The sequence below is a fragment of the Aliiroseovarius sp. F47248L genome (assembly GCF_023016085.1).
GTDB lineage: Bacteria > Pseudomonadota > Alphaproteobacteria > Rhodobacterales > Rhodobacteraceae > Aliiroseovarius.
The window spans coordinates 2122852-2147259 of sequence record NZ_JALKBF010000001.1 but is presented as its reverse complement, the minus strand read 5'-3'; the positions used below and the strand labels follow the sequence as shown (position 1 = coordinate 2147259).

Annotated in this window: 27 protein-coding genes; 15 read left to right on the top strand and 12 right to left on the bottom strand. The window is 56.5% G+C overall.

The genetic code is table 11. The annotated features are described in order from the left end of the window. Nucleotides 1–49: 49 nt before the first annotated feature. On the bottom strand, nucleotides 50–1063 hold the full coding sequence (locus tag MWU51_RS10665; protein WP_247037069.1) for a ribose-phosphate pyrophosphokinase: 1014 nt from the start codon (nucleotides 1061–1063) through the stop codon (nucleotides 50–52). Nucleotides 1064–1169: 106 nt separating this feature from the next. Here MWU51_RS10665 and MWU51_RS10660 point away from each other — a divergent pair, with 106 nt between their 5' ends. Both MWU51_RS10660 and MWU51_RS10655 read left to right on the top strand, forming a co-directional pair. Continuing rightward, nucleotides 1170–1772 (top strand): 2-hydroxychromene-2-carboxylate isomerase, encoded by a 603-nt coding sequence (locus MWU51_RS10660; RefSeq protein ID WP_247037068.1) that lies wholly within the window; start codon nucleotides 1170–1172, stop codon nucleotides 1770–1772. Continuing rightward, a complete protein-coding gene (locus MWU51_RS10655) occupies nucleotides 1769–2599 on the top strand; it encodes an alpha/beta hydrolase (RefSeq protein WP_247037067.1) in 831 nt (276 codons plus the stop codon). Before MWU51_RS10660 ends, MWU51_RS10655 begins: the two co-directional genes overlap by 4 nt. Here the strand turns inward: MWU51_RS10655 and MWU51_RS10650 are convergent. The 6 genes from MWU51_RS10650 to MWU51_RS10625 all read right to left on the bottom strand — a co-directional run bounded on the left by MWU51_RS10650 (nucleotide 2596) and on the right by MWU51_RS10625 (nucleotide 6926). Further along, on the bottom strand, nucleotides 2596–3645 hold the full coding sequence (locus MWU51_RS10650) for a low specificity L-threonine aldolase (RefSeq protein ID WP_247037066.1): 1050 nt from the start codon (nucleotides 3643–3645) through the stop codon (nucleotides 2596–2598). The two genes, MWU51_RS10655 and MWU51_RS10650, sit on opposite strands and share 4 nt — an antisense overlap. Then, the gene (locus tag MWU51_RS10645; protein WP_247037065.1) at nucleotides 3645–4097 is read right to left on the bottom strand and encodes a YcgN family cysteine cluster protein; all 453 of its coding nucleotides are present in this window, start codon (nucleotides 4095–4097) and stop codon (nucleotides 3645–3647) included. Before MWU51_RS10645 ends, MWU51_RS10650 begins: the two co-directional genes overlap by 1 nt. Then, entirely contained in the window at nucleotides 4094–4387 is a 294-nt protein-coding gene (locus tag MWU51_RS10640; protein WP_247037064.1) for a Dabb family protein, read from the bottom strand. The genes MWU51_RS10645 and MWU51_RS10640 overlap by 4 nt, the downstream gene beginning before the upstream one ends. A 9-nt stretch (nucleotides 4388–4396) precedes the next feature. After that, complete coding sequence (locus MWU51_RS10635) at nucleotides 4397–5335, bottom strand: bifunctional riboflavin kinase/FAD synthetase (RefSeq protein WP_247037063.1); 939 nt, start codon at nucleotides 5333–5335, stop codon at nucleotides 4397–4399. Nucleotides 5336–5412: 77 nt separating this feature from the next. Next, on the bottom strand, nucleotides 5413–5856 hold the full coding sequence (locus MWU51_RS10630) for a MaoC family dehydratase (protein ID WP_247037061.1): 444 nt from the start codon (nucleotides 5854–5856) through the stop codon (nucleotides 5413–5415). Between the two features lie 197 nt (nucleotides 5857–6053). After that, nucleotides 6054–6926, bottom strand: a complete 873-nt coding sequence (locus MWU51_RS10625) for a TIGR01459 family HAD-type hydrolase (protein ID WP_247037059.1) — start codon at nucleotides 6924–6926, stop codon at nucleotides 6054–6056. Between the two features lie 160 nt (nucleotides 6927–7086). Between MWU51_RS10625 and MWU51_RS10620 the strand changes: the two genes are divergently transcribed. Next, a complete protein-coding gene (locus MWU51_RS10620) occupies nucleotides 7087–7581 on the top strand; it encodes a VOC family protein (protein WP_247038816.1) in 495 nt (164 codons plus the stop codon). Between the two features lie 92 nt (nucleotides 7582–7673). Here the strand turns inward: MWU51_RS10620 and MWU51_RS10615 are convergent, their stop codons facing one another. Both MWU51_RS10615 and MWU51_RS10610 read right to left on the bottom strand, forming a co-directional pair. Beyond that, a complete protein-coding gene (locus MWU51_RS10615) occupies nucleotides 7674–8594 on the bottom strand; it encodes a manganese-dependent inorganic pyrophosphatase (RefSeq protein ID WP_247037057.1) in 921 nt (306 codons plus the stop codon). Nucleotides 8595–8700: 106 nt separating this feature from the next. After that, nucleotides 8701–9228, bottom strand: coding sequence for a dihydrofolate reductase family protein (locus MWU51_RS10610; RefSeq protein ID WP_247037055.1), 528 nt, complete (start codon nucleotides 9226–9228; stop codon nucleotides 8701–8703). Nucleotides 9229–9395: 167 nt separating this feature from the next. Here MWU51_RS10610 and MWU51_RS10605 point away from each other — a divergent pair, with 167 nt between their 5' ends. The 6 genes from MWU51_RS10605 to MWU51_RS10580 all read left to right on the top strand — a co-directional run bounded on the left by MWU51_RS10605 (nucleotide 9396) and on the right by MWU51_RS10580 (nucleotide 16161). After that, nucleotides 9396–10049, top strand: coding sequence for a DUF2161 family putative PD-(D/E)XK-type phosphodiesterase (locus tag MWU51_RS10605; protein WP_247037053.1), 654 nt, complete (start codon nucleotides 9396–9398; stop codon nucleotides 10047–10049). Between the two features lie 80 nt (nucleotides 10050–10129). Further along, nucleotides 10130–11263 (top strand): cytochrome c peroxidase, encoded by a 1134-nt coding sequence (locus tag MWU51_RS10600; RefSeq protein ID WP_247037051.1) that lies wholly within the window; start codon nucleotides 10130–10132, stop codon nucleotides 11261–11263. A gap of 163 nt (nucleotides 11264–11426) precedes the next feature. Continuing rightward, the gene (locus tag MWU51_RS10595) at nucleotides 11427–11714 is read left to right on the top strand and encodes a co-chaperone GroES (protein WP_247037049.1); all 288 of its coding nucleotides are present in this window, start codon (nucleotides 11427–11429) and stop codon (nucleotides 11712–11714) included. A gap of 40 nt (nucleotides 11715–11754) precedes the next feature. Beyond that, nucleotides 11755–13395 (top strand): chaperonin GroEL, encoded by a 1641-nt coding sequence (gene groL / locus MWU51_RS10590; RefSeq protein ID WP_247037047.1) that lies wholly within the window; start codon nucleotides 11755–11757, stop codon nucleotides 13393–13395. Nucleotides 13396–13599: 204 nt separating this feature from the next. Then, nucleotides 13600–14736, top strand: coding sequence for a hypothetical protein (locus MWU51_RS10585; protein WP_247037045.1), 1137 nt, complete (start codon nucleotides 13600–13602; stop codon nucleotides 14734–14736). Nucleotides 14737–14874: 138 nt separating this feature from the next. Then, nucleotides 14875–16161, top strand: a complete 1287-nt coding sequence (locus MWU51_RS10580; RefSeq protein ID WP_247037043.1) for a hypothetical protein — start codon at nucleotides 14875–14877, stop codon at nucleotides 16159–16161. An 18-nt stretch (nucleotides 16162–16179) separates the two neighbouring features. Here MWU51_RS10580 and MWU51_RS10575 read toward each other — a convergent pair whose 3' ends face one another. After that, complete coding sequence (locus MWU51_RS10575) at nucleotides 16180–16641, bottom strand: NUDIX hydrolase (protein WP_247037041.1); 462 nt, start codon at nucleotides 16639–16641, stop codon at nucleotides 16180–16182. Nucleotides 16642–16728: 87 nt separating this feature from the next. Here MWU51_RS10575 and MWU51_RS10570 point away from each other — a divergent pair, with 87 nt between their 5' ends. Beyond that, nucleotides 16729–17490 carry an alpha/beta fold hydrolase gene (locus MWU51_RS10570; RefSeq protein ID WP_247038814.1) on the top strand — a complete coding sequence of 254 codons (762 nt, stop codon included), beginning with the start codon at nucleotides 16729–16731 and terminating at the stop codon, nucleotides 17488–17490. An 11-nt stretch (nucleotides 17491–17501) separates the two neighbouring features. Here the strand turns inward: MWU51_RS10570 and hemN are convergent, their stop codons facing one another. Further along, a complete protein-coding gene (gene hemN, locus MWU51_RS10565) occupies nucleotides 17502–18857 on the bottom strand; it encodes an oxygen-independent coproporphyrinogen III oxidase (protein ID WP_247038812.1) in 1356 nt (451 codons plus the stop codon). Between the two features lie 77 nt (nucleotides 18858–18934). Between hemN and MWU51_RS10560 the strand changes: the two genes are divergently transcribed. Next, nucleotides 18935–19675, top strand: coding sequence for a transcriptional regulator FnrL (locus tag MWU51_RS10560; protein WP_247037039.1), 741 nt, complete (start codon nucleotides 18935–18937; stop codon nucleotides 19673–19675). Between the two features lie 71 nt (nucleotides 19676–19746). On the opposite strand, the gene MWU51_RS10555 is transcribed toward MWU51_RS10560, so the two are convergent. Next, a complete protein-coding gene (locus tag MWU51_RS10555) occupies nucleotides 19747–20586 on the bottom strand; it encodes a universal stress protein (RefSeq protein ID WP_247037037.1) in 840 nt (279 codons plus the stop codon). Between the two features lie 215 nt (nucleotides 20587–20801). Between MWU51_RS10555 and ccoN the strand changes: the two genes are divergently transcribed. From ccoN to ccoP, 4 genes are read left to right on the top strand one after another with little or no spacing between them, the layout of a single operon-like run. Continuing rightward, nucleotides 20802–22403 carry a cytochrome-c oxidase, cbb3-type subunit I gene (gene ccoN / locus MWU51_RS10550; protein ID WP_247037035.1) on the top strand — a complete coding sequence of 534 codons (1602 nt, stop codon included), beginning with the start codon at nucleotides 20802–20804 and terminating at the stop codon, nucleotides 22401–22403. 14 nt (nucleotides 22404–22417) lie between these two features. Further along, the gene (ccoO, locus tag MWU51_RS10545) at nucleotides 22418–23143 is read left to right on the top strand and encodes a cytochrome-c oxidase, cbb3-type subunit II (protein WP_247037032.1); all 726 of its coding nucleotides are present in this window, start codon (nucleotides 22418–22420) and stop codon (nucleotides 23141–23143) included. A 12-nt stretch (nucleotides 23144–23155) separates the two neighbouring features. Further along, nucleotides 23156–23368 carry a cbb3-type cytochrome c oxidase subunit 3 gene (locus tag MWU51_RS10540; RefSeq protein ID WP_247038810.1) on the top strand — a complete coding sequence of 71 codons (213 nt, stop codon included), beginning with the start codon at nucleotides 23156–23158 and terminating at the stop codon, nucleotides 23366–23368. After that, nucleotides 23365–24237, top strand: coding sequence for a cytochrome-c oxidase, cbb3-type subunit III (gene ccoP, locus MWU51_RS10535; RefSeq protein WP_247037031.1), 873 nt, complete (start codon nucleotides 23365–23367; stop codon nucleotides 24235–24237). Before MWU51_RS10540 ends, ccoP begins: the two co-directional genes overlap by 4 nt. Nucleotides 24238–24408 lie beyond the last annotated feature (171 nt).

Genomic DNA, 24408 nt, shown 5'->3' with positions numbered 1-24408 from the left:
TAAAAAGGGCCCCGCGGGGCCCTTGAAACTTTAAAGATCTATGTAGCCCTCAGGAATACATACCTTCGTAAAGCGGTTCTAGCGTGTCATGGTCAAACAGCGAAGATACCGATGTGCCGCCCCAAATGTTCAGAATAGCCTGCGCAAACATTGGTGCGGTGGGCACGATGCGAATGTTGGGGGCGTTTTTCACTGGATCGGTTGGTTGGATCGAATCCGTGATGACAAGCGACTTCATAACGGATTTCGACACCCGTTCGACCGCTGGGCCAGACATGACACCGTGGGTGATATAGGCGTGAACCTCTTGCGCACCGTTTTCCATCAGAACTTCAGCCGCCTTGCACAGCGTTCCTGCCGTGTCGCAAATGTCGTCGATGATGATGCAGCGTTTGCCTTCGACATTGCCGATCACGGTCATCTCGGCGATTTCACCAGCTTTTTCGCGGCGCTTGTCGACGATGGCCAGCGGGGCGTTGATACGTTTGGCAAGCTCGCGGGCACGGGCAACGCCGCCTACGTCTGGTGAGATCACCATGACCTCGTCCATGCAGTCCTTGAAGTGGTGCTTCACATCCAGCGCGAAGATCGGGCTGGCATAAAGGTTGTCCACCGGAATGTCGAAGAAGCCTTGGATCTGTGCCGCGTGCAGGTCCATGGTCAAAACCCGCTCGATCCCCGACTGGGCGATCAGGTTGGCGACCAGTTTAGCTGAAATCGGCGTGCGTGCCTTGGTGCGGCGATCCTGCCGGGCATATCCAAAATAGGGGATTACAGCGGTGACACGCGAAGCCGACGACCGGCGCAGCGTGTCCGAAATAATCAGAAGCTCCATCAGGTTGTCATTGGCAGGGTTGGAGGTGGGCTGGATGATAAACATGTCCTCGCCGCGGACGTTCTCGTAGATTTCGACAAACACTTCCTGATCGTTGAAACGTTCCACGCGGGCGTCAACCAACCCGACGGACGAGCCGCGATGCATCGACATGCGTTTGGCAACGGCTTCGGCAAGGGGCCGATTGGCATTGCCTGAGATAAGTTTCGGTTCAGTAATGGATGGCATGGCAGCGGTTCCCGGCGTGGTCTGTGTGACAGAATCGTGACGTTGACACCCCTTAACATCGGGATAGATTCCTTGGAACAGTAATGGGGCAACAAGGGCCGGAAAAATGACACAGATCGACTATTATTTCACGGTGTTGTCACCATGGGCCTATCTGGCCGGGTCGCGGCTGGAAGACATCGCGGCGCGACATGGGGCGCAGATCACTTACAAGCCCGTCGATATCGGGCAGTTGTTTGGTCGCACGGGGGGCACCCCGCCCAAGGACCGTCATCCGTCGCGGATGGAATATCGGATGCAAGAGCTGAAGCGCTGGTCCAAGGCCCTCGATATGCCCATGAACCACACGCCCGCGCATTGGCCCACTAATGGTGCCCCTGCGTCCTATGCAATCATCGCCGCACAATCGGCCGGCGGCGGTGATCTTGGGGCGCTGGTTCACGGGATCATGCGCGCCTGCTGGGCGGAAGAAAAAGACATGGCACAGGATGATGTGATTAAAGCTTGCCTGTCAGACGCTGGATACGATCCAAGCCTAGCCGACAGCGGCCTTCTGGCCGGGGCAGAAGCCTATGGCCGCAACCTTGAAGATGCGGTCAGTTCTGGTGTGTTCGGCTCACCTTTTTATGTCTGCAACGACGGAGAGAAGTTCTGGGGTCAGGATAGACTGCATGCACTGGATACCCATTTGGGTGCGAAAAAAGGATGACCCTTCAGACGTTCGGGGCGCGCGAGACTTACTGGCACCGCTCTGGCGAGGGTCCGCGGGCTGCACTGATGGTGCATTGCTCGCTCGCGCATTCCGGTGCTTGGCGTGGGCTTGAAAGGCGACTTTCCGACACGCTGACCATGGTGGCATTTGATTTGCCAGGCCATGGCCGCAGTGCAGATTGGGACAAGAAAGGCGATTTTCAGGATCAAGCGGTCCAGATTGCCGAGGCATTGATGGACCAGGAAACTTCTGGTCCCATTGATCTGATCGGGCACAGTTTCGGGGGCACCATTGCGCTGCGATTGGCGCAACGCCATCCGGGCCGAGTGCGCAGCCTGACACTGTTCGAACCCGTCCTGTTTGCCGCCGCCAAGAAGCATCCGGCTTTTGCCGAAAACAAAGCCTATATGGACGGCCCCTTTGCCGACGCCATGCGCGCGGGTGACCGGATGGAGGCCGCACGCCTGTTCAATGTGCTTTGGGGCCGGGATGCGGCATGGCAGGCACTGCCCATGTCCCTACGCGAAGATATGGCAAAAAGAATCCATTTGATCCCCGCCGGAACCAGTGTGATTTATGACGATATCCATGGCCAGGCTGCGCCGGATGCTTTGGAACGGTTGACAGTTCCGGTTCTGTTGATGGAGGGGTCGCGATCACCTGCCTTGGTGGGGGCGGTCAATGATGTGCTGGTGTCCCGCATGCCCAATGTACAGCGACGTGTGTTTGAAGGGGCAGGGCACATGGCCCCGATCACCCATCCCAAAGAAGTCGGCGATGCGATTTCGGAGTTTCTGTCACGTCAAGCGCCGATCGCACCTTAGCCGCGCACCAATTCAAGAAATCTGTCGATATTGGCGTCGTTCATTGACCAGTCTGCAACCATGCGCGCGGTCAATACCTCGTCAGGATTGGCGCCGTCCAGCGACCCCTCCCAAATGTAATAGGCCGCGCCGGCATCATGCAGTCGCTTGTGTCCGGCACGGGACCAGCCCGCGAAGGTCATGTTGGCGTCAGGATCATGCAGGAAGGTCACCCCGTCGATCTGTTTCAGCCCGCGCACCAAGTGTATGTTTGCGGCGTTCGATTGCCGGGCACAGTCCAGCCAAAGATCGTCGGTCAGATAGGCCAGCATTTGGGCAGACAGATAGCGGTGCTTGGAAAACAGATGCGCCCCGCGCTTGCGCCGCAATTCGAACTCCCATGCGTGTTTCGGGTCAAAGAAGATCACCGCCTCGACACCCATACAGCCGTTTTTGGTGCCTCCGAAGCTGACAGCGTCGATCCCGGCCTTCCATGTCATCTCGGACGGGGTGCAGCCAAGCGATACCAGCGCATTGGCAAAGCGTGCCCCGTCCAGATGGGTTGGCAGGTTGTATTGTTTTGCGATGTCGCACAGGGCCGTTAGTTCGGCCACAGAATAGACCGTGCCACGTTCTGTCACATTGGTGATCGACACCGGGCCACGCTGCGGGCCATGTACGCCGCGGCTTTCTTCGGCCTCAATCGCACAGCGCAAGGCGGCTGGGGTCATCTTTGCATGGTCTGATGGAACCAGCGTCAGCTTTGCGCCGCCCGTGTAAAATTCTGGCGCGTTGCATTCATCCTCGTGGATATGCGCCTGTGTCGCGCAAAAAATGGTGTCCCACGGCTGCGACAAGGTGGCTAGGCTGATCGAATTCGCCGCAGTGCCCGTTGCCACCAGGTAAACGGCGGCTTCTGGTGCCTCGAAGATTTCTCGGATACGCGTGCGGACCTCGTTCATCAGTGGATCGGCCCCATAGGGCATGGCGTAGCTTTCGTTTGCGCGGGCCAGTGCTTCCATCACCTTCGGGTGGGCTGGGCCTGAATTGTCAGAGGCGAAAAACATCAATGTGGCTCCTCGATCAGGTGGTCTTCCCATTCGTCTTCGGGCACTTCGAATTCAGGCACCGTCCAGCCTTGTACGCTGCGTCCCGCCTTGTGCACACTGTCAGGATCGCCCGAGATTAGCGGATGCCAGTCATCGAGCGATTTGCCCTCATGCCGCAGGCGATAAGCACAGGAGGCGGGCATGAAATAGGCAGTTTCGCCGATATTTTCGGGCGTCAGCACGATACATTCCGGCACAAAATTCAAACGGATATCATATTGCGAGCATCGGCAGGTATCGCCGTCCAGCAATCGGCAAGCCACGCGCGTGAACACTACGTCGCCAGTGTCTTCATCTTCCAGCTTGTTCAGGCAACACTTACCACAACCGTCGCACAGGGCTTCCCATTCCGGCCCAGTCAAGCTGTCCAGCGGACGCTCCCAAAATTTATTGCGCAAACTTTTGGTCATCGGTCTGCAGTAAAATCCGCAGCGATGCGCAGCTCGCGCAGGGGTCGCACGCGGGAGATGGATTGTTGATACAGCGGATGCGCCTTATAGGCCGAAAGTTGCTCCTCATCCGCGAACTCACCATAGACAACGACGTCGGGCGATGGGCCGGGGATCGGGTCGGTTGCGAAATTCTCGGCAACCTCAAGTCGCAGGCTGTGGGGGATGTCCTTCAGCAGTTCCAATCCTGCGCGAATGGTGTCGCGATCTTCGGGGCGTTTTGCAGTGAAAAAGACGATGTGGCGGATCATGTTACGGCCTCATAGTTTCGCCAAAATGTCGCGCGCTTGGGCGCAATCTGCATCCATCTGTGCAATCAGGGTGTCCACCCCGTCGAACACTTGTTCGGGGCGCAGATAATCGACAAGCGCGACTGAAATCTGCTCGCCATAGATGTCGCCCTTGAAGTCGAAAATATAGCTTTCCAAATTTGGACGGTTCTCGCCAAACATCGGACGTGTGCCCATGGATGCCGCCCCGCCATAGCTGCCCGTATGCGGGCCGGTCAGGATGTCGACCTCGACCACATAGACACCAAACTTCGGGGGGTGCAGTCCGGCGATGGATATGTTTGCAGTCGGATAGCCCAAATCGCGCCCACGCTGGTCGCCGCGTATAACCTCGCCTTCGATCCGATGCCAATGGCCCAACATGCGGGCGGCATCGCGTGGACGGCCTTTAGTCAACGCATCACGGATGGCGGTTGAGCTGACTTCGCCGACGTCATCAGACATCAGGGGTGCGACAGTCACGCCGAAGCCAAGTTGATCACCCAGCGTGACCATGTCTGCGGCCTTACCCGCGCGACCTTTGCCGAAATGAAAATCTTCGCCAATCACAACATGGCTCAGGCCCAGCCCTTCGACAATCACTTGTTGTGCAAACTCATCGGGAGCCAGCACCGAAAGCGTGTCGTTGAAGCTGAGTTCATAAAGCCGCTCAATTCCCAGTTTCTCTAGCCGATGCGCGCGGGCGTCTGCGCTCATCAATCGGAAGGGCGGGCTTTTCGGGGCGAAATACTGGCGCGGGTGCGGTTCGAAGGTCATTACGCCCAGCGGGGTGTTTGTCGTCTTCGCTTGCGCGCGCGCGATGTCGATCACGTATTGGTGGCCAAGATGGACGCCGTCGAAATTTCCAATCGCGGCCGCGGCGCCGCGATCTTCTTCTTCGACAAACTGATAATCTCGAATGATCCGCATGTGCTGGCATTATCGCCCCGCGCGAACGGGTGCAAGCCCAGCAGCGCCGGGTGATCCGATTTCCTGCGGCGGATGGGTCAGTCGAACTTGGCCGAGGGTGCCAGAACTTTGGCTTCGCCTTTCAGCACCGGCTTGCCGTCGACAAGGCATTCGGTCTTCAGCGTCACACGCCGCTTGGCATGGTCGATATCCATCACCGTGACTTCTGCACACACCGTGTCGCCGGGGCGTACTGGAGCCAGGAAAGTCAGGCTTTGACCCATGTAGATGGTGCCATGCCCCGGAAGCTGCTCACCGATCACGGCCGAGATCAATCCGGCTGTAAGCATACCGTGGGCAATTCGACCTTCAAAGATCGTGTCATTGGCATAGTCGTCGTCCAGATGAACCGGGTTCCGGTCGGTCGAAATCTCGGCGAACATTTCGATATCCCGGTCGGTGACTTCCTTGGTGACATGCCGCGACATGCCGATTTCCAGCTCTTCAATGCAGATCGTGCCGCGCGGGAAATTGTCCAACATCTGGATCCTCCGAGTTATAAAAGGACGAATGACCGCCTAGATTGGCAATAATATTACTTTGCAGTCGCAGAAAATCAAGGAAAAATGTGACCTGGTACGATTGAATCTGACAGGCTGAATTTATTCTGTGCAAGCCAAGGATCGCCTTCTGGCAGCCCTTTCAGCCCTTGTTTGCATAGAAGAAAGTCGATCTGAACCTAGCGCAAATAGCCGATGGCAAAGGTCGGTGTTACCATTTCTGCCGCAACAAACCGCTCAAGCGCAGCGGCGTCCGGTTGTCGATCCGTCTTTGTTTCGTCCCGCGCCAGCCCGCCAGTAATGAACAGAGAATCAATGTCTTCGCCCTGCGCACCCTTCACATCGGTCAGGATGCCGTCGCCAATGGCAAGGATGCGCGAATTGTCCACCGACCGTCCTTCAGCAATCATGCGGCGGCGGGCCAGATCATAGATCGGCGGGTGGGGTTTTCCGAAATACAGGCTCTCGCCTCCCATCTCGGTGTAAAGCTGGGCAACGGCTCCGGCGCACCATTCGCGTGATTCACCACGATCCACCACGATGTCTGGATTGGCGCACAGCAGTTTCAGCCCGTTCTGCTTGGCGAGCAGAAGTTGTGGACGCAACTTGTCTGGATGGGCATGCGGGTCAAATGGGCCACAGCAAACGATGCCCTCGGCCTCGTTCAACCCGACCTCTTCGATGTCGACAGGATCGGCGATAATGGCCAGAGGATCGAAAAAGGAACGGTCGTGCGCTTCACCCATGAACCAGACCTTATTGCCCACTGCGCCCGTGTACATCGCCGCCCTCGCGCTGTCGCCCGAGGTTGCGATCGTGTCCCAGCAATCGCGCGGCACGCCGATCTGGTCCAACTGCCCCTCTACCGAGGTCCGGTGCCGTGGTGCATTGGTGACAAGGACGACGAAACCGCCGTCTGCGCGGACTTGGCGCAGCGCCTCAACTGCTTCTGGGAAAGGGTGCACACCGTCATGCACGCAGCCCCATAGGTCGACGAAATAGGCGTCATAATTGGCGGAAATCTCGCTGAGGTTTTCGATGATGCGGGTCATAGTAGGTCTCCTTGCTCAAAGCAGATATGACAGAGCGAGTGGGGGCATGGCTAGGGGGGAGATCGCAGGGAAAGCCGGCAGAGTGGGACTACGCCGCCGTTCGCCACCTATTGATTTTGTGATAGGTTGGAACAAACGCCTTTGGCATGGGGACTCTCACATGACGATACCAAGAAACAGAATCTGTCTGATGTTTAACAAGGACGCAGAAGCTGCTGCCAATTTTTACGCGGAGATTTTTCCCGGTAGCTCTGTCGAAAGTACCCAGTTTGCGCCAAGCGACAATCCGTCTGGTGAAGCAGGCGAGGTGTTGGTGGTCGAGTTTACGGTGTTTGGTATTCCGTGCATCGGCGTCAACGGAGGCCCTAGTTTTAAACACAGCGAAGCATTCTCGTTTCAAGTTACGACCGACACCCAAGAAGAAATAGACGCTTACTGGGACGCAATCGTCAGCAACGGCGGCGAAGAAAGCATGTGCGGTTGGTGCAAAGACAAATGGGGGGTCTCTTGGCAAATCACACCCCGCACACTGACCGAAGCGATGACGACCGGAGGCCCAGAAGCGAAACGGGCTTTTGACGCAATGATGCAGATGAAAAAGATCAACATTGCCACGATCAATGCCGCGCGCAAGGGTGACGTTGAACTGACTTAAGATTGTAGGTTCGAGTCCAAGCCTTTCCTGAACGCCAAAGAAAAAAGCCCGCGCACACGCGCGGGCTTTCTCGTTTCAAGACCTGTCTCAGCTCAAAGTGCTAGGTTCGGAATAATCTGCTTCTTCCGGCTCATAATCCCCGGCAGGACAACCACGTCGCCATCAACCGTCGCACCGAAGCTTTTCTCGGCCACAGTTTTCACCAGATCGTTGGGGACGAGCAACGTGGCTTCTTCCTTCAGGATGTCCACGACGAACAGCAGCACCTGATCTACGCCGTCCTCGGCCTCGACGGTTTTGAAGGTCTCCATCAGACTGTCCTTGCGGTCCAGTGGGATGTCTGGCGCGGTGGTTTCCAAGACGCTCACGCGGAATTTCTTGCCAGAGACTTCGTACTCTTTCGAATCCATACGGATCAGTTCGGCGTCCGAAAATTCCGATACATCGGATTTGGCCGCAAACATCTCGGCAGCGTATTCCGATACGTTCACGCCCAGATCAGCGGCGAGCGCGGCCACGACTTCACGGTCGCGGTCGGTGGTGGTGGGCGAGCGGAATTCAAGCGTGTCGGACAGGATGCAGGTCAGGGCAGCGCCTTTGATCGCCTTGGGCATCTTGGCGGCGTCGTCGCCCATCAGGTCGTACATGATGGTGGCGGTGCAGGCCAAGGGGCGGATGGTGATGTCGATCGGGCCTTTGGTTTCCAGACCACCCACCAGCTTGTGGTGGTCGATGATTGCCTGCACGTCGGCCCCGTTGATATTGGCGGGCAGTTCGGCGGGGTTGTTGGTGTCGACGACGACACAGGGCTGGTCGTCGTCCACGTTCTCGATGATGTCGAGCATATCAAAGCCCCAACGCTTCAGCATGAAGGCGGCTTCGGTGTTGGGCTGGCCCAGCAACACGGGCTTGGCGTCCACGCCTTTCACGTCGTTCAGATACCAGGACCAGATCAGGGGCGAGCCGGTCGAGTCAGTGTCAGGTGATTTGTGGCCAAAAACGAGGGTTGTCATTTTGGTATGTCCGTTTTGATAGGTTTTTGAAATTTGCCAACCTTATAGGGCGCGCGCCCGCCTTTGTCACGCGCTGCGTTGCAGCATGATGGTGGGCGCGACTTGGCTAACGTGTGAGTTCCAGCAAAGTGACGCCGTTGGAATATGGTGTCACCGCTTTGGTCTGCCAATGTGTTGTTAAAAGCGCGTCAGAGAACAGCGGTATGCCCGCGCCCAATGTGATCGGCGCCGCCTTAATAATCAGTTCGTCGATCAATCCCTGTTGAAGCACCCAGCCAGCAAACTGCCCACCGCCGCACAGATAGATCGGCATACCCGTCGCACTGCGCAGTTTGGATAGATAAGACAGCCAGTCAGACCGCACGATCGTTATGTCAGCGTTGTCGGGCAGATTGATTGACGTTGAAAAGATGTGGTGATCCATATGAGGATATGCACGTGCACCGGGTTCAAGTCCGAAGCCATATCCGTATTCATAGGTGTGTCGCCCCATGATCACGGTGCCATAACCGGCCAGCCTGTCAAAGTAGGGGGCAATGTGATCGCCTTCGCCGGGGAAGGCCGAAGCATCTCCGCCGGGGGCTGCAATAAAACCGTCAAGGCTGACGGCAACATCATAAATGATTTTACGCATGAGGTATCCTGTCGTGTGAATGTAAACCGACCCGCGATGGGGTATCTGAAGTGATTGGCTTACTTGATCACTGGCAGGGCACTCCTCTTGCTATCGTAATGATAGTCGGGGAATGGGATTTCGTAAATCCCTTGGCGCTTGCGCATCGCTGACGTTAGAAAGACGCCATGTCAAAACCCGCCGAGACTGAGCTTTATGCCCCCGTGAAATCCTGGCTTGAAGGTCTGGGGTATGAGGTGAAATCCGAAGTTGGCCCAGCGGATGTTGTGGCGATGCGGGGTGGCGACGAGCCAGTGATTGTTGAACTCAAAGCCGGCTTTTCACTGACATTGCTGCAGCAGGCCGTTGCGCGGCAGGCGGTCACCGATCTGGTCTATGTCGCCGTTCCACGCTGGACAGGCAGGCCAGGATGGCGGGCGTTCAAAGGTAATCTGGGATTGTGCCGGCGGCTTGGGCTAGGTGTTTTGTCGGTGCGATTGAAAGACGGACTGGTGCAGGTCCATGCCGACCCCACCCCATTCCAGCCACGCAAATCCAAGGTGAAGTCTGCCCGTCTTTTGTCCGAGTTTGCGCGACGTGAAGGCGATCCAAACACAGGCGGTACAAATGGGAAGCTGGTGACAGCCTATCGGCAAGATGCCGAGAAGCTGGCGGCTTGCTTGGTGAAAGAGGGTCCGATGAAAGGCGCGGCACTTGCAAAGGCAACGGGGGTCGCAAATGCCACGCGTATGATGGCGATCAATCATTATGGCTGGTTCAAGCGGGTGGAACGTGGCGTGTATGGGTTGACTGCAGAAGGTCTTGCGGCTTTTAAAGATTAATCTGACTTTTTTGATCAGGATCAATTTCCTTCCCTTCGATTCTGGATTATGAGCGTGTCGGAATGATCAGGAGCTTTGCCATGCGCGTGATACCCACCTTGGTTCTTATGATCGGGCTGGCATCGCCGGTTGCAGCGTTCGACAGTCTTGAGGAGTTGGGAGAGGCGTTGTTTTTCGACGTAAACCTATCAAAAAACCGAACGCAATCTTGCGCAACCTGCCATGATCCGGAGTCCGGATTTGTCGATCCGCGAGAAACGGAAGCAGGCCGGGCAGTGTCTTTGGGTGATGACGGCGAAAGCCTTGGCGACCGCACGGCCCCGACTGCGGCTTATGCGAAGTTTACGCCCGAGTTCGAACAGTTGGAAAAGAAGGCATGGCGCGGGGGTATGTTTTGGGACGGGCGCGCTGCGGGATTGGCAGGTCAGGCAGGTGGGCCGCCCCTGAACCCAATCGAGATGGGAATGCCCGACGAGGCGTCGGTAGTCGCGCGACTGTCTGAAAATGCGGACTACGTGGCTGCATTCAAGACGCTTTTCGGCGATGCGATTTGGGATGATGACGCTGCTGCTTATGTCGCAATGACTCAGGCCATCGCGGCGTTTGAAAGCACCGACCTGTTCTCTCCATTCGATAGCAAGTATGACCGTTTTCTGCGTGGTGAGGTCAAGCTGTCGGACCAAGAAGAACTGGGCCGCGTGTTGTTCTTTTCCGAGCAATTCACCAACTGCAATCTGTGCCATCAGCTGCGAACATCGTCTATTGCAGAGGATGAAACTTTCACCAACTACGAATACCACAATATTGGCACACCCGTGAATGTTGCGGTACGGGCCGCAAATGGAGCTGAAGGGCCGGATCTTGGCCTGTTGGCCAATCCCGCCATCGACAGCGCCGATGCGGGTGGTCGTTATAAAGTGCCAACTTTGCGCAATGTCGCTGTAACCGGCCCGTACATGCATAACGGCGTTTTCAAGGACTTGCGGACCGTCGTCCTGTTTTACAACAAATACAACACGCTGGACAAAGATCGACAGATCAACCCAGAAACGAACAAACCTTGGGCGATGCCGGAAATCCCTCAGAACTTGGCAGTGACAGAGCTGATCCATGGTCCCGCGCTGGATGACAAGCGTATTGATGCGTTGGTCGCGTTTATGAAGACGCTGACAGACGCCCGGTATGAGCATTTGCTAGAGGACCAGGCCAATTGAAGCGGATCAATCGGTTGCCCTTGTTGACGGTCCGCGCGATGGGGGCAAAATTTCTGATCCGATCGCTTGACAGCCTGAAGATGACTCCCTAACTCTGCGCCGTTAGCACTCGCATCCGGTGAGTGCTAAGAGAACTGAAACTGAGCTTAGGGAGTCTCAGCAAATGGCATTTACACCACTGCATGACCGTGTGTTGGTCCGCCGCGTCGAAAGCGACGAGAAAACAGCAGGCGGCCTGATCATTCCGGAAAGCGCCAAAGAAAAACCGGCTGAAGGTCTGGTTGTTTCTGTTGGTGCTGGCGCTAAAGACGACGACGGTGATCGTATCGCCATGGACGTCAAAGAAGGCGACAAAATCCTTTTCGGCAAATGGTCCGGCACCGAAGTCACCATCGACGGTGAAGAGCTGCTGATCATGAAAGAATCCGACATCATGGGCATCATTGCCTGATCGTCTGACCGATTTACACGTATTTCCAGGAGTAAGCTAAATGGCTGCTAAGGACGTAAAGTTCGACACCGATGCCCGCAATGCAATGTTGCGCGGCGTCAATATCCTCGCTGACGCTGTCAAAGTCACGCTCGGCCCGAAAGGCCGCAACGTGGTTCTGGACAAGTCGTTCGGCGCCCCCCGCATCACCAAAGACGGTGTGACGGTCGCAAAAGAAATCGAACTGGAAGACAAGTTCGAAAATATGGGTGCGCAAATGGTGAAAGAAGTCGCCAGCCGCACCAATGATGAAGCCGGCGACGGCACCACCACAGCCACCGTTCTGACACAGGCGATTGTTCGCGAAGGTCTGAAACAGGTTGCTGCTGGCCTGAACCCGATGGACCTGAAACGTGGTATCGATGCCGCTGTTGCAAAAGTGGTCGCAAGCCTGAGAGAGATGGCCCGCGAAGTGAAAGATTCTGACGAAGTTGCGCAGGTTGGCACCATTTCGGCCAACGGCGAGTCAGAAATCGGCCGTCAGATCGCAGACGCGATGCAGAAAGTCGGCAACGAAGGTGTGATCACGGTTGAGGAAAACAAAGGCCTCGAAACCGAAACGACCGTTGTTGAAGGTATGCAGTTTGATCGTGGCTACCTGTCGCCCTATTTCGTGACCAACCCCGACAAGATGATCGCCGAGCTGGACGATTGCCTTGTTCTGCTGCACGAAAAGAAACTGTCGTCGCTTCAGCCGATGGTGCCGTTGTTGGAATCGGTGATCCAGTCGCAAAAGCCGCTGCTGATCATCGCAGAAGATGTTGAAGGCGAAGCGCTTGCAACTCTGGTGGTCAACAAGCTGCGTGGCGGCCTGAAAATCGCTGCCGTTAAGGCACCGGGCTTTGGTGATCGCCGCAAAGCGATGCTGCAAGACATCGCGATCCTGACCGGTGGTCAAGTGATCTCGGAAGATCTGGGCATGAAGCTTGAAAGCGTGACCATGGACATGCTGGGTTCGGCCAAGAAAATCCAGATCACCAAGGACGAGACCACCATCGTTGACGGTGCTGGCGAGAAGGCCGAGATCGCAGCGCGCGTCGCTCAGATCCGCACCCAAGCTGAAGAAACCACGTCGGACTACGACCGTGAGAAGCTGCAAGAGCGTGTTGCCAAGTTGGCAGGCGGTGTTGCTGTGATCCGCGTCGGTGGCATGACTGAAGTTGAAGTTAAAGAGCGCAAAGACCGCGTTGACGATGCCCTGAACGCGACCCGTGCGGCCGTGCAAGAAGGCGTAATCGTTGGTGGTGGTGTTGCTCTGGTTCAGGCTGGCAAGACACTGAAAGGCCTGAAAGGCGAGAACGCCGATCAAGACGCCGGCATCAGCATCGTTTTGCGCGCATTGGAAGCTCCGCTGCGTCAGATCGCCGAGAACGCTGGTGTTGACGGTGCCGTGGTTGCTGGCAAAGTGCGCGAAAGCGACGATGTGACCTTTGGCTTCAATGCTCAGACCGAAGAATATGGTGACATGTTCAAGTTTGGCGTCATTGACCCGGCCAAAGTGACCCGCACCGCGTTGGAAGACGCTGGTTCTGTAGCAGGTCTGTTGATCACCACTGAAGCCATGGTGGCCGATAAGCCGCAAAAAGAAGGCCAAGGCGGCGGCGGCATGCCCGACATGGGCGGCATGGGCGGCATGATGTAATCTGAATTTCCTTAAGGAAATTCAGATGCGACAGGCGATTGGCCGTGAGGCCAATCTGCCGAGAGCCAGACCAGATTGATAATAGGGCGCTCGTTTCGGGCGCCCTTTTTTCTTTGGGATGGAAATTTCACGCTGACCCCTTACAAAAGGTTGAAGCACTCTATATGTTAATGGGTGTAACATAACCATTTGGCGGGGACTGCCATGCTTCGATCATTCATCCTTCTTTTCGTCACCCTTCTGGCGGCGCCAGCCACCGCGCAAGAGGTTTATCGCTTCGGCAATGACGCCTATATGGCCGGGGATAACGTAACTCTGACAGGCGAAGCGGTGGATGATGTGTTCATTGCGGGCAACACGGTGGTTGTATCCGCGCCGATTGAGGGCAGCGCCCATGCCGGTGGCCGTTCGGTGTCAATCTCTGGCCCCGTGGGCAACAGCCTTTATGCCGCGGGGATGAACGTCAATGTCTCGGGGGGCGTTGGTGGTGATGCGCATCTGATGGGCGACACGGTATTGGTTAATGATGACGTGGGTGGCGACCTTCGTGCTGCGGCCCAGCGGATTGAAATTAACGGTGCCGTTGGTGATAGCGCCTTGGTGGCTGCGGAAAACATCCTTTTAACCGGGGTGATTGCCGGTGACGCCAGTCTTTCAGTTGACAACATCAGCTTTGGTGATGCGGCCCGAATTGATGGTACGCTGTATCTGTATGCTGATGACCCAAACGGCATTGAAATTCCTGAAAGCGTCGTTCCCGAAGACCGGATCAAGCGGCATAGCGTGGACGACTTCGATTCCAGCGCCAACGCTGAAGGGGGTGCCACGCTTGATCGCTCGGGCTCTGGTTGGGGCGCGTGGCTCGGCGGCAAGATTACTGCGATTCTGGTGTTGACGGCCATGGTTGCGTTGATTGCAGCCCTTGCGCCGACCTTCCTGTTGGCGTTGCGACTGAGGACGCTGGAAACACCCGCCCGTGCGCTTTGGATGGGTTTTCTGGCAATTTCGGCGTTGGCCGGATCGTTGTTCCTGTTTGCCATGACGGGCTTCGGAATCTTGTTAATCCCGGTTTCGGTCGTGCTAGCGGTGCTTCTTGGCTTCGCAGGATATGTGATCGGCACCTATATCCTTGGCGTCGGGATCTTGGGCGCAACCAACCGTCCGCTTCCGGAAACTCTGAGTGAACGCGCAATTGCGGCGCTTGTGGGTGCTGTGGCAATCACGATTTTGGCCATGATCCCGTTCGTCGGCTGGATCGCTACATTGGCAGTTGCAGTCACAGGGGCCGGGGCTTTGATCATTCGTTGGTTTGCGCCAGGCTTCTACACCGAAGTGCGCTAGCAAGATGTAACCGCAACAAAATGACTACCGCCCGAATAAGAAGGCCTCGCTGGTAAGCGGGGCTTTACGAGCGTTCGGGTGAACGTTGAACCCGCCTGTGCTATGTTTGCAGGTCAATGGTTTGTCATGGAGGCATGCATGTTCAATTCTGCAACACGGGGTATCGTCACGACCTTTTGCTTTGTTTTGGCGCTGTCGGGCCAAGGCTGGGCGCAACATGAGAAGAGCTTGGAGCTGGCGCAACTGTCCATTGAAGCAACCATGGCAGGCAACCGCGACCGAGCCATAGCGTTGGCTTTGCGCGCATTTCCCGACAAACCAACCGCTGCCGATCTAGAGAATTTCCCAGAGGCCTATGGCGCTTTGTTGCGCGCCGTCGCTGCGCGTATCACGCGGGCTGACCGATCTGGGTTCCAGCATTACGCCGTCAATTCGAAGGGCGATCGAGCTGTCGCGGGCCCTGCCAATGGCCCACAGGACGGGACACAACATGCGGCCCCCTATGCTCTGTTTGATCCCCGCAACAACGAACTGATTGCCGAACTGGTGACATGGGACGTGCCGATGAGCATGGTTTACGGGCCGGGACTACCACCTGCGTTTTCGCCCGATGGCAACCTGGTGGCAATTTGGGCGATGGACGAAGGTCAGGCGCTTTTGTTCGACACCAAAGATGGCAAAGCTCATCTCCCGTTGGATGGTGGCGGTCAACCAGGGTGGATTGTCGGATTTTCACCCGATGGAACGCACTTGGCTGCAGTCGCCGGAGGACGTCTTTTGGTTTGGGATCTGTCGAACCGTGAACTGGTCAGCGGGTTTTGGCCGAACCAACTGGGAAACTTCGACGTAGCAGCATGGGCAGCCGATGGCAGTTTCGTGGTCGCGCGAGCTGAAACCGAAAACTACGAAATCTCTGTTGTCGTGCTGGAACGTTATACTCAATCCGGGATTGAAGGCACCGTTCGGTTCGATGCGACTGGCCCATCAATCTATCTTCTTCCGGCAAAGGTGGGAAGCACAATGCTCGTTTATGTCGGAGACAATCAATTCGTTGCAAACCCTGTGCAAGAAACAGCGACGCGATTGGGTGGCGCGGTAGGTTCGTTCGCGCAGATTGTCCGCGATGGAACCGTGGCCGCAACGCTTGTTGCAACGGGATATGACGAAAACTACATGCCCACCGGGTTTGAACTGATTGCGTCGGATTTTCAAGGCAACAGGATTGAGACCACGTCCCGTGACTGGATCGTTTTCGATCAGTATCCCGTTGGTACGGATGGAACGATGCTTGGCATGGGCAGTGCGCGACCATTCACTTATGTGGGACATGATGTTCCTTCAGGCACAGAGCTTTACGAGATGGTGTGGTCCGGGCTGTCAGAATCCCAGCGTCAGGACATAGCTGCCAACAGGGTTGTGCGCTAAGTACATGGCTGTTCTTGACTATCTGACGATCGCCTCAAGTGCGTCGTAGGAGGGTACCGTCTGAACATTGCCCCATGCCAGATATGGCAGGGACAGTGGGCGAAAATGCAACCCGGTGATCTGATCCCGACTGACCCAGCGCCGATCGGTCACGATGGCTTCCGGGTCGAGCCACGCGGAATCAAGCCGCCCGCTTTGCAGCTGACACCGAAAGACAATCTCTACCTGGTGAAAACCAGTGTCCGGGTCATGAAACTCGTTCACCAGAGCAGTGGCGCCTACCGAAATGGTCAGGCCGGTTTCTTCGTGCACTTCACGTCTCAGATTATCCGGCAGACTTGCCCCGGATTCGACCCCGCCACCGGGCAGGCATAACAGATCTGACTGGCCATCGGGGTAGGCGTTCACCATCAACAGGTGGTTGTTATGCAGTATCAGACCACGCACGGCCAATCGGGGCGTTTTGAAAGAAATCGACATGCGCCAAGATTTGCTTATCCATTGCCCTGTGACAAGCCGCCTCTCGCAACCGGTGGGCGGGATGCGTATCTATTCGACATGTTCAGAATGCTGACCCTTGCCCTTGGTTTTGTCACTGCTCTTGCAGCGCCCGTCCGTGCGGACTGTGTGGTGCTTCTGCACGGGCTTGCGCGGTCGCCGTCATCCTTGTGGGTTATGGAAGAAAGTCTGCGCGCCTCTGGCTATGATGTCGTCAACCTTGGCTATCCTTCGACGACGGCCAAGATCGGCGAGTTGGTCGAAGCCGCGATACCACCCGCGTTAAAGGCTTGCGGTGATCAGAAAATACATTTTGTGACCCACTCGATGGGTGGCATCCTTGTGCGCGTCTGGTTGCAGGACAATCGACCCGCCGATATGGGGCGCGTCGTGATGATGGCTCCGCCCAATCAAGGGTCGCAACTGGTCGATGCGTTCGGAGACCTTGAACCGTTTGAATGGTTGAACGGACCGGCCGGTCTGCAACTCGGAACCGGCGAGGATTCGGTGCCAAACCGTACAGGCTATGCAGCTTTCGAGCTGGGTGTGATTGCCGGCAACCGGTCTCTCAACCCGATCTACTCGGCAGTGATCGAGGGCGAGGACGACGGCAAAGTATCCGTGGAGAACACGCGCATCAGCGGCATGAACGACCATATCGTTCTACCCGTAACCCACACATTCATGATGGTGAACCCATTGGTGATCGCGCAGGTCACGGAATTCTTGCAAAATGGCAAGTTTGATCACGATCTGACGTTGGCACAAGTTCTGGACGACATCGCCACCGAGGCGGGATACCGCAATCGCATGCTGCGCAAGGACCGCTAGCGCAGGCGGGATCAAACCGCTTGGCTATGCCCGCTTTCATTCATTTCGTAGTCATCGAAGTGCCGCGCGATCATGCGAGCGACGGGGCGTGCCTCGGACCGAATGGTCAGCACCGTGCCGTCAAGATCTGTCGTGCCCGGCATCGCTTGTTCAAGCCCTTCGGCCATCGAAAGGAAGTCTTCGAACGGGCGCGCAAACTCCTCTGCCAGTTTGGCAAAATCGACACGGAAATAGCACAGCAGTTCTTCGATGACGCGACCGCGGGCAAGATCATCTTCGGTAAAGATGTGGCCCTTTGCACCAGCCAAGCGTCCATCCCGCACGGCGGCTTGATATTTCGACGTTGCCGGCTCGTTCTGTGCATAGCCTTGCGGATAACGCGCGATTGAGCTGGCACCCACACCGATCATCACTTTTGACACGTCTTCAGTATAGCCTTGGAAGTTCCGTTTCATGGTTCCGGCCTTGTGAGCCTTTGCCAGACCGTCCGAGGGCAGGGCGAAATGGTCGATACCAATCTCGTCATACCCGGCCGCGATAAACAGATCGCGGGCGGTGTTGTAAAGCTCAAGCCGTTCTTCGGCAGAGGGCAGCGCTTCGGTTGGGATCAGGGTTTGACGACGCGCGACCCATGGAACATGGGCATAGCCAAATAGCGCCACGCGGTCAGGACCAAGGCTGATCAGTTTTTCCACCGAGTCGGTGATCCGCGCCGTGTTCTGGTGCGGCAGACCATAAAGGATATCCATGTTCAGGCTGTTGATCCCCCGTGCACGCAGACCGTCCACCGCCTGTTTGGTGATTTCATAGCTTTGCGGGCGACCAATGACTTCCTGAATCATCGGATCGAAATCCTGCACGCCTATGGACGCGCGGTTCATCCCGGCTTCCGCCAGCGCATCCAGTCGCGCATCGTCGATTTCCGACGGGTCGATCTCAACCGAGAACTGAGCATCCGGCGCAAGCGGCGATGTCGCCAGAATCGCTTCGGTCAGATCCGTGATCATTTCGGGCTGCAACAGGGTGGGCGTGCCGCCGCCCCAATGAAGATGCTCCAGTTTGATCCCGTCGGCGAGCAGATCTTTGATCGTTGCAAGCTCTTGTTTCAGGCTGTTCACATATGCCGCGACAGGTTCGGCGGTGGTTGTGCCTTGGGTGCGGCAGGCGCAGAACCAACACAGTCGGCGGCAGAACGGAATATGCACGTATAGCGATACTGCGTCATGCGCAGGGATGGCGCTGATCCAGTCAGACAGGGTTTTAGCACCGGTTCCAGCCTTGAAATGCGGGGCGGTCGGATAGCTGGTGTAGCGGGGCACGCGCGCGTCAAAAAGACCGAGGCGTTTGAGTTGCGAATTGGTCTGCATTCGCATAGGTTTGGCTGACAAACGCGCGCTCAACTTTGATCAGGATCAAACAAGAAACATCTCTTGTTAAAAAAATAATGAATGAACTCCGCTTTAACACCCGTGATTGTGGCAGCTGCCCAATTCGCCACCGAGCCGTGTGCGCACGGTGCGAGCCTGATGAGTTGGAACAACTTGATGCGATCAAGTACTACCGCACCTTTGAAGCCGGTCAGCCGGTGATCTGGTCCGGTGACCCGATGGAATTTGTATCCAGTGTGGTCAGCGGCATTGCGACACTCAGCCAAACTATGGAGGATGGGCGAACGCAGATGGTCGGCCTGTTGCTTCCGTCTGATTTTATAGGGCGGCCGGGTCGGGATGCGGCTCCTTTTGATGTCGTGGCTATCACGGATCTGACGTTGTGCTGTTTCCGCAAGAAACCGTTCGAAGACATGATGGAAAAAACTCCGGCTATCGGTAAGCGATTGTTGCAGATGACGTTGGACGAACTGGACAGCGCACGCGAATGGATGCTGGTTCTGGGGCGCAAAAACGCACGCGAGAAGATCGCCAGCCTATTGACTATTCTGGCGCGAAGGGATGCTTCGCTGCATATGAAGCTGCCGCGCGACGGGATGAGTTTTGAATTGCCACTGACGCGCGAATCGATGGCGGACTATCTTGGCTTGACGCTGGAGACCGTCAGCCGTCAGGTTTCTGCGCTGAAAAAATCCGGGGTGATTGAACTTCAGGGCAAGCGCCGCGTCAACATCCCTGATCTTGAGGCACTGATCGCCGAGACGGGTGACGATATAGATGGTGCTCCGATCACCTGAAGCGCTTCACGAAGAACTCCTTGTAAACATCAAGGGTGCCGACACCGGCACACCTTGTTTTTTCGCCCTTGTCAGTGGGCAAGCAAGATGGGCAATTCAGCCACTTCCAGCATGTGACGTGTCGCGCCGCCAAGGATCGATTCGCGGAACCGTGAATGTCCATAGGCTCCCATAACGATTAGATCCGCATCTTTGTCGCGCGCATGTCTGTTCAGGATGTCCGAGATGCGTGGCATGGTTTTGGCCAACACGCAGACCTCGGCCCGCACGCCATGACGCGCTAGCAACTGGCTGAGCGCCCCGCCGGGATCGGACCGCTCTGGTCCATGCTGTGGTGGGTCGATAATAGCAATCGAAACCGAATCCGCCTGGCGCAGGAACGGCAATGCCTGACGCACCGCCCGCAAGGCCTCGGGGCTTTCGTTCCAGGCCACAACGACATTGCCGACAGTTTGCGGAAATTCCGCGCCGTCGGGCATCACCAGTACAGGCACATTGCCGTCAAACAATGCTGCCTCGACGATCGCTTCAGCGTCGTGGCCACGACCCTCGCCATACGGGCGCGGCAAGACGACAAGATCGGAAAATCGTGTTCGATGCGCGATGGCTCCATTCAACGCAACCATTTGCGCGGTCAGTGCTTCACTTGACCAAGGCAAGGCGTGGGCGGTCACCGACTGTCGGGCAAAGGCCTCAAGCTCAATGGCGACTTCGCGCGCTTGCGCCAAGTTGTCCTGAACGACCATTGCCGAGGCCCCGGCGTAGTAGAAACCCTGCTGTGTTCGGTCGACTCCAAGGCAGAGGATTTCAAGATGGGCATCATACTGATTGGCAACCGCCTTTGCGGCCGCAAGTGATCCTTTGCTATGTGTGGTGTCGGTGACGATTGTGGTAACGGTGCGGTAGTTCATCAGTTTGCCCTCCGATTTGGCCTGACTAACAGGGTGCCTTCGTCGCGCGTGCGACGCATTGACATGGGTCAATCAGGGATATTCGGACACCTGCGACAGTTTTTGATATGGATCAAAGCAGGCTTGAAGGGATAGGTCCAAACCCACACAAGTCGAATAGTGCCCTCATCCGGTCGTGGGAGGGGGGTGTATGACATAAGACGAAGGGACGCAAAATGTGGGATTACCTCAAATTGGCGATCTACGGCCTCATCGCAGTGATGGCCGCGATTGCTGCAAGTTATGCCCGCGACATCGCCTATCAGATTCACGCAATTCTGGTAGTGCTGATCGCGGCTGGCCTGTTTGTCTTTTCACTCCGTCGTGTGGGTGAAGAGAAGGTCATAGAAACCGGTTATATGGATGGCCCCGTGCGCGTAGGCGTCGCCTTGACCGCCTTTTGGGGCGCGGTTGGCTTTCTGGTTGGGACGTTCATCGCGTTCCAGCTTGCGTTCCCAAGTCTGAATTTCGGTTGGGCAGAAGGGTATCTGAACTTCGGCCGTCTGCGCCCACTGCACACGTCTGCGGTGATCTTCGCGTTCGGTGGTACCGCCCTAATCACATCTTCCTTCTATGTCGTCCAGCGCACGTCGGGCGCCCGCCTTTGGGGTGGAAATCTGGCATGGTTCGTGTTCTGGGGATACCAGATCGTGATCCTTCTGGCGGCTACTGGCTATTTGCTGGGTGCAACGCAGTCGAAAGAGTATGCAGAACCCGAGTGGTACACTGACCTATGGCTGACCATCGTCTGGGTGGCTTACCTGCTGGTCTTCATGGGCACGCTGATGAAGCGGAAAGAGCCACATATCTATGTGGCCAACTGGTTCTATCTGTCCTTCATCATCACCATTGCAATGCTACATGTGGTGAACAATCTGGCCATGCCGGTGTCGATCTTTGGGTCGAAATCGGTTCAGCTATTCGCTGGTGTGCAGGATGCGATGACGCAGTGGTGGTATGGTCACAACGCCGTGGGCTTCTTTCTGACCGCTGGTTTCCTTGGTATGATGTACTACTTCGTGCCAAAACAAGCAGAACGTCCCGTGTTCAGCTATAAGCTGTCGATCATCCACTTCTGGGCGCTGATATTCTTGTATATCTGGGCTGGTCCGCACCACCTGCATTATACCGCTCTGCCAGACTGGGCAGGCACGTTGGGCATGGTGTTCTCGGTCATCCTGTGGATGCCCAGCTGGGGCGGCATGATTAACGGACTGATGACCTTGTCGGGTGCATGGGACAAACTTCGTACCGATCCGGTCATTCGGATGATGGTTGTGTCCATCGGCTTCTATGGCATGTCGACTTTTGAGGGTCCGATGATGTCGATCCGCGCCGTGAACTCGCTGTCGCATTACACGGACTGGACCATTGGTCACGTGCACTCGGGTGCGCTGGGCTGGAACGGGATGATCACCTTCGGGATGCTGTACTTCCTGGTCCCCAAACTGTGGAACCGCGCCGGTCTTTACAGCCTGAAACTGGTCAGCTGGCACTTCTGGCTCGCTACCATCGGCATCGTTCTTTACGCCGCGTCGATGTGGGTGACCGGTATCATGGAAGGCCTGATGTGGCGTGAAGTTGACGCACAAGGCTTCTTGGTGAACTCGTTCGCCGACACCGTTGCCGCCAAATTCCCGATGTATGTGGTGCGCGGCATGGGTGGGGTTCTGTTCCTCACGGGTGCCCTGATCATGTGCTACAACCTTTGGATGACCGTAAAGCGTTCGCCGGCAGCAGAATCTGCCCATGACGCCCAAACGGCTCCGGCAGAATAAGGAGGGAAGGACCAATGGGAATTCTCGACAAACACGTTGTTCTGGAAAAGAACGCAACGCTTCTTCTGGTCGGTAGCCTTCTGGTTGTCACCGTGGGTGGTATCGTAGAGATCGCACCGCTCTTCTATCTCGAAAATACGATCGAGGATGTGGAAGGCATGCGCCCCTATTCCCCGCTGGAGCTTGAGGGCCGGAACATCTATGTGCGCGAAGGCTGCTATGTCTGTCACAGCCAGATGATCCGCCCGATGCGCGACGAGGTTGAGCGTTACGGCCATTATTCGCTGGCGGCAGAAAGTCAGTATGACCACCCGTTCCAGTGGGGATCGAAACGGACAGGGCCTGACCTTGCCCGCGTCGGTGGCCGGTATTCAGACGAATGGCATGTGGATCACCTGAAAGATCCGCAGTCGGTCGTGCCGGAATCGGTGATGCCGAAATATGCGTTCCTGGCGGATCGCCTGATCGAGCCGAAATATATCGAAGACCTGATGAAGGCCAATCAGATCGTGGGTGTGCCTTACACCGACGAGCAGATGGAAAACGCTGAAGCCGACTGGTTGGCTCAGGCCGATCCGGATAGCGACTACGATGGTCTTCTGGCACGCTATCCGAAGGCGCAAGTGCGCAACTTCGATGGCGCGCCCGGTGTTTCGGAAATGGACGCCTTGATCGCCTACATGCAGATGTTGGGCACGTTGGTCGATTTCTCGACTTTCACACCTGACGCAAGCCGGTAAGGAGCTGGGATGATGGACACCTATTCACTGCTCCGAGAAATCGCTGACAGCTGGGTGCTTTTGGCCATGTTCGTTTTCTTCCTTGGCGTTGTTGTCTGGGCGTTTCGCCCCGGCAGCCGCAAGGTTCATGACGATACGGCCAATATCCCCTTCCGCCACGAAGACAAACCTGCCGGTGACCGGGACACATCCGGGAGCTCAGCTCAAAGGGAGTTGCGGCAATGAGTAAAAAACCTGTTGAAAAGAAAGAGGTCGAGACGACCGGGCACGAATGGGACGGTATTCAGGAGTTCAATAATCCGCTGCCACGTTGGTGGGTCTGGGTCTTCTACCTGACCATTATCTGGGGCGTGTGGTATTCGATCGCCTATCCCGCTTGGCCGCTGATCAAAGGGGCCACCGCTGGGTATCTGGGATATTCGACCCGCGCTGAAGTGGCCGCCGAGATTGACCGTTTCACTGCCATGAACGGTGAACTGGAGGCCCAGTTGGCATCCGCTGACCTGACCGCGCTGGAAAAGGGCGGCGATCTTCATAACTATGCGATTCAGTCCGGTCGTGCGACGTTCGCGACCTTCTGTTCGCAATGTCACGGATCGGGCGCTGCGGGCAACGTCGGCTATCCCAACCTCTTGGACAACGACTGGCTCTGGGGTGGCACCATAGAGGATATCCAGTTGACCCTTCTGCACGGTATTCGGTCGGAAGATGATGAAGACACCCGATATTCCGAGATGCCTGCTTTTGGTGATGACTATCTGAGCGATGAAGAAATCGAACAGGTTGTGAATTATGTGATGTCACTTTCGCCGGTCACCAAGCCCGATGCTGATATGACACTGGCGGCTGACGGAGAAACCGTGTTTGCCGACAATTGTACCTCTTGTCACATGGAAGACGGCACGGGTGATCGTAGCCAGGGTGCACCGAACCTGACCGATGCCATCTGGCTGTATGGCGACAGCGAAGAAGCCATCACCGAGATCGTGGCCACTGGCCCGTTCGGCGTTATGCCGGCCTGGAGCGGCAAGCTGAGTCAAAGTCAGATCAACGCGGTATCCGCGTATGTTCACCAGTTGGGCGGCGGCGAATAAGCCACCGGTCAACCGCAAGTTCCGGGGCCTCACTCCCCGGTCAACGGCACCGACCCCTGATCCTGTTCGCGCGTTTCTCCGGGGTCGGTGCCACCTAACAGAAAACCCCGGTTGCTTCAGAGCGGCCGGGTTTTTTGATGCTTGGGGATCGTTTCAAAGCCAACGAGCAAT

Coding starts and splice junctions, on each gene's coding strand:
- MWU51_RS10665 (WP_247037069.1), bottom strand. CDS start 1,063: ATGCCATCCATTACTGAACCGAAACTTATCTCAGGCAATGCCAATCGG.
- MWU51_RS10660 (WP_247037068.1), top strand. CDS start 1,170: ATGACACAGATCGACTATTATTTCACGGTGTTGTCACCATGGGCCTAT.
- MWU51_RS10655 (WP_247037067.1), top strand. CDS start 1,769: ATGACCCTTCAGACGTTCGGGGCGCGCGAGACTTACTGGCACCGCTCT.
- MWU51_RS10650 (WP_247037066.1), bottom strand. CDS start 3,645: ATGTTTTTCGCCTCTGACAATTCAGGCCCAGCCCACCCGAAGGTGATG.
- MWU51_RS10645 (WP_247037065.1), bottom strand. CDS start 4,097: ATGACCAAAAGTTTGCGCAATAAATTTTGGGAGCGTCCGCTGGACAGC.
- MWU51_RS10640 (WP_247037064.1), bottom strand. CDS start 4,387: ATGATCCGCCACATCGTCTTTTTCACTGCAAAACGCCCCGAAGATCGC.
- MWU51_RS10635 (WP_247037063.1), bottom strand. CDS start 5,335: ATGCGGATCATTCGAGATTATCAGTTTGTCGAAGAAGAAGATCGCGGC.
- MWU51_RS10630 (WP_247037061.1), bottom strand. CDS start 5,856: ATGTTGGACAATTTCCCGCGCGGCACGATCTGCATTGAAGAGCTGGAA.
- MWU51_RS10625 (WP_247037059.1), bottom strand. CDS start 6,926: ATGACCCGCATCATCGAAAACCTCAGCGAGATTTCCGCCAATTATGAC.
- MWU51_RS10620 (WP_247038816.1), top strand. CDS start 7,087: ATGACGATACCAAGAAACAGAATCTGTCTGATGTTTAACAAGGACGCA.
- MWU51_RS10615 (WP_247037057.1), bottom strand. CDS start 8,594: ATGACAACCCTCGTTTTTGGCCACAAATCACCTGACACTGACTCGACC.
- MWU51_RS10610 (WP_247037055.1), bottom strand. CDS start 9,228: ATGCGTAAAATCATTTATGATGTTGCCGTCAGCCTTGACGGTTTTATT.
- MWU51_RS10605 (WP_247037053.1), top strand. CDS start 9,396: ATGTCAAAACCCGCCGAGACTGAGCTTTATGCCCCCGTGAAATCCTGG.
- MWU51_RS10600 (WP_247037051.1), top strand. CDS start 10,130: ATGCGCGTGATACCCACCTTGGTTCTTATGATCGGGCTGGCATCGCCG.
- MWU51_RS10595 (WP_247037049.1), top strand. CDS start 11,427: ATGGCATTTACACCACTGCATGACCGTGTGTTGGTCCGCCGCGTCGAA.
- groL (WP_247037047.1), top strand. CDS start 11,755: ATGGCTGCTAAGGACGTAAAGTTCGACACCGATGCCCGCAATGCAATG.
- MWU51_RS10585 (WP_247037045.1), top strand. CDS start 13,600: ATGCTTCGATCATTCATCCTTCTTTTCGTCACCCTTCTGGCGGCGCCA.
- MWU51_RS10580 (WP_247037043.1), top strand. CDS start 14,875: ATGTTCAATTCTGCAACACGGGGTATCGTCACGACCTTTTGCTTTGTT.
- MWU51_RS10575 (WP_247037041.1), bottom strand. CDS start 16,641: ATGTCGATTTCTTTCAAAACGCCCCGATTGGCCGTGCGTGGTCTGATA.
- MWU51_RS10570 (WP_247038814.1), top strand. CDS start 16,729: ATGCTGACCCTTGCCCTTGGTTTTGTCACTGCTCTTGCAGCGCCCGTC.
- hemN (WP_247038812.1), bottom strand. CDS start 18,857: ATGCAGACCAATTCGCAACTCAAACGCCTCGGTCTTTTTGACGCGCGC.
- MWU51_RS10560 (WP_247037039.1), top strand. CDS start 18,935: ATGAATGAACTCCGCTTTAACACCCGTGATTGTGGCAGCTGCCCAATT.
- MWU51_RS10555 (WP_247037037.1), bottom strand. CDS start 20,586: ATGAACTACCGCACCGTTACCACAATCGTCACCGACACCACACATAGC.
- ccoN (WP_247037035.1), top strand. CDS start 20,802: ATGTGGGATTACCTCAAATTGGCGATCTACGGCCTCATCGCAGTGATG.
- ccoO (WP_247037032.1), top strand. CDS start 22,418: ATGGGAATTCTCGACAAACACGTTGTTCTGGAAAAGAACGCAACGCTT.
- MWU51_RS10540 (WP_247038810.1), top strand. CDS start 23,156: ATGGACACCTATTCACTGCTCCGAGAAATCGCTGACAGCTGGGTGCTT.
- ccoP (WP_247037031.1), top strand. CDS start 23,365: ATGAGTAAAAAACCTGTTGAAAAGAAAGAGGTCGAGACGACCGGGCAC.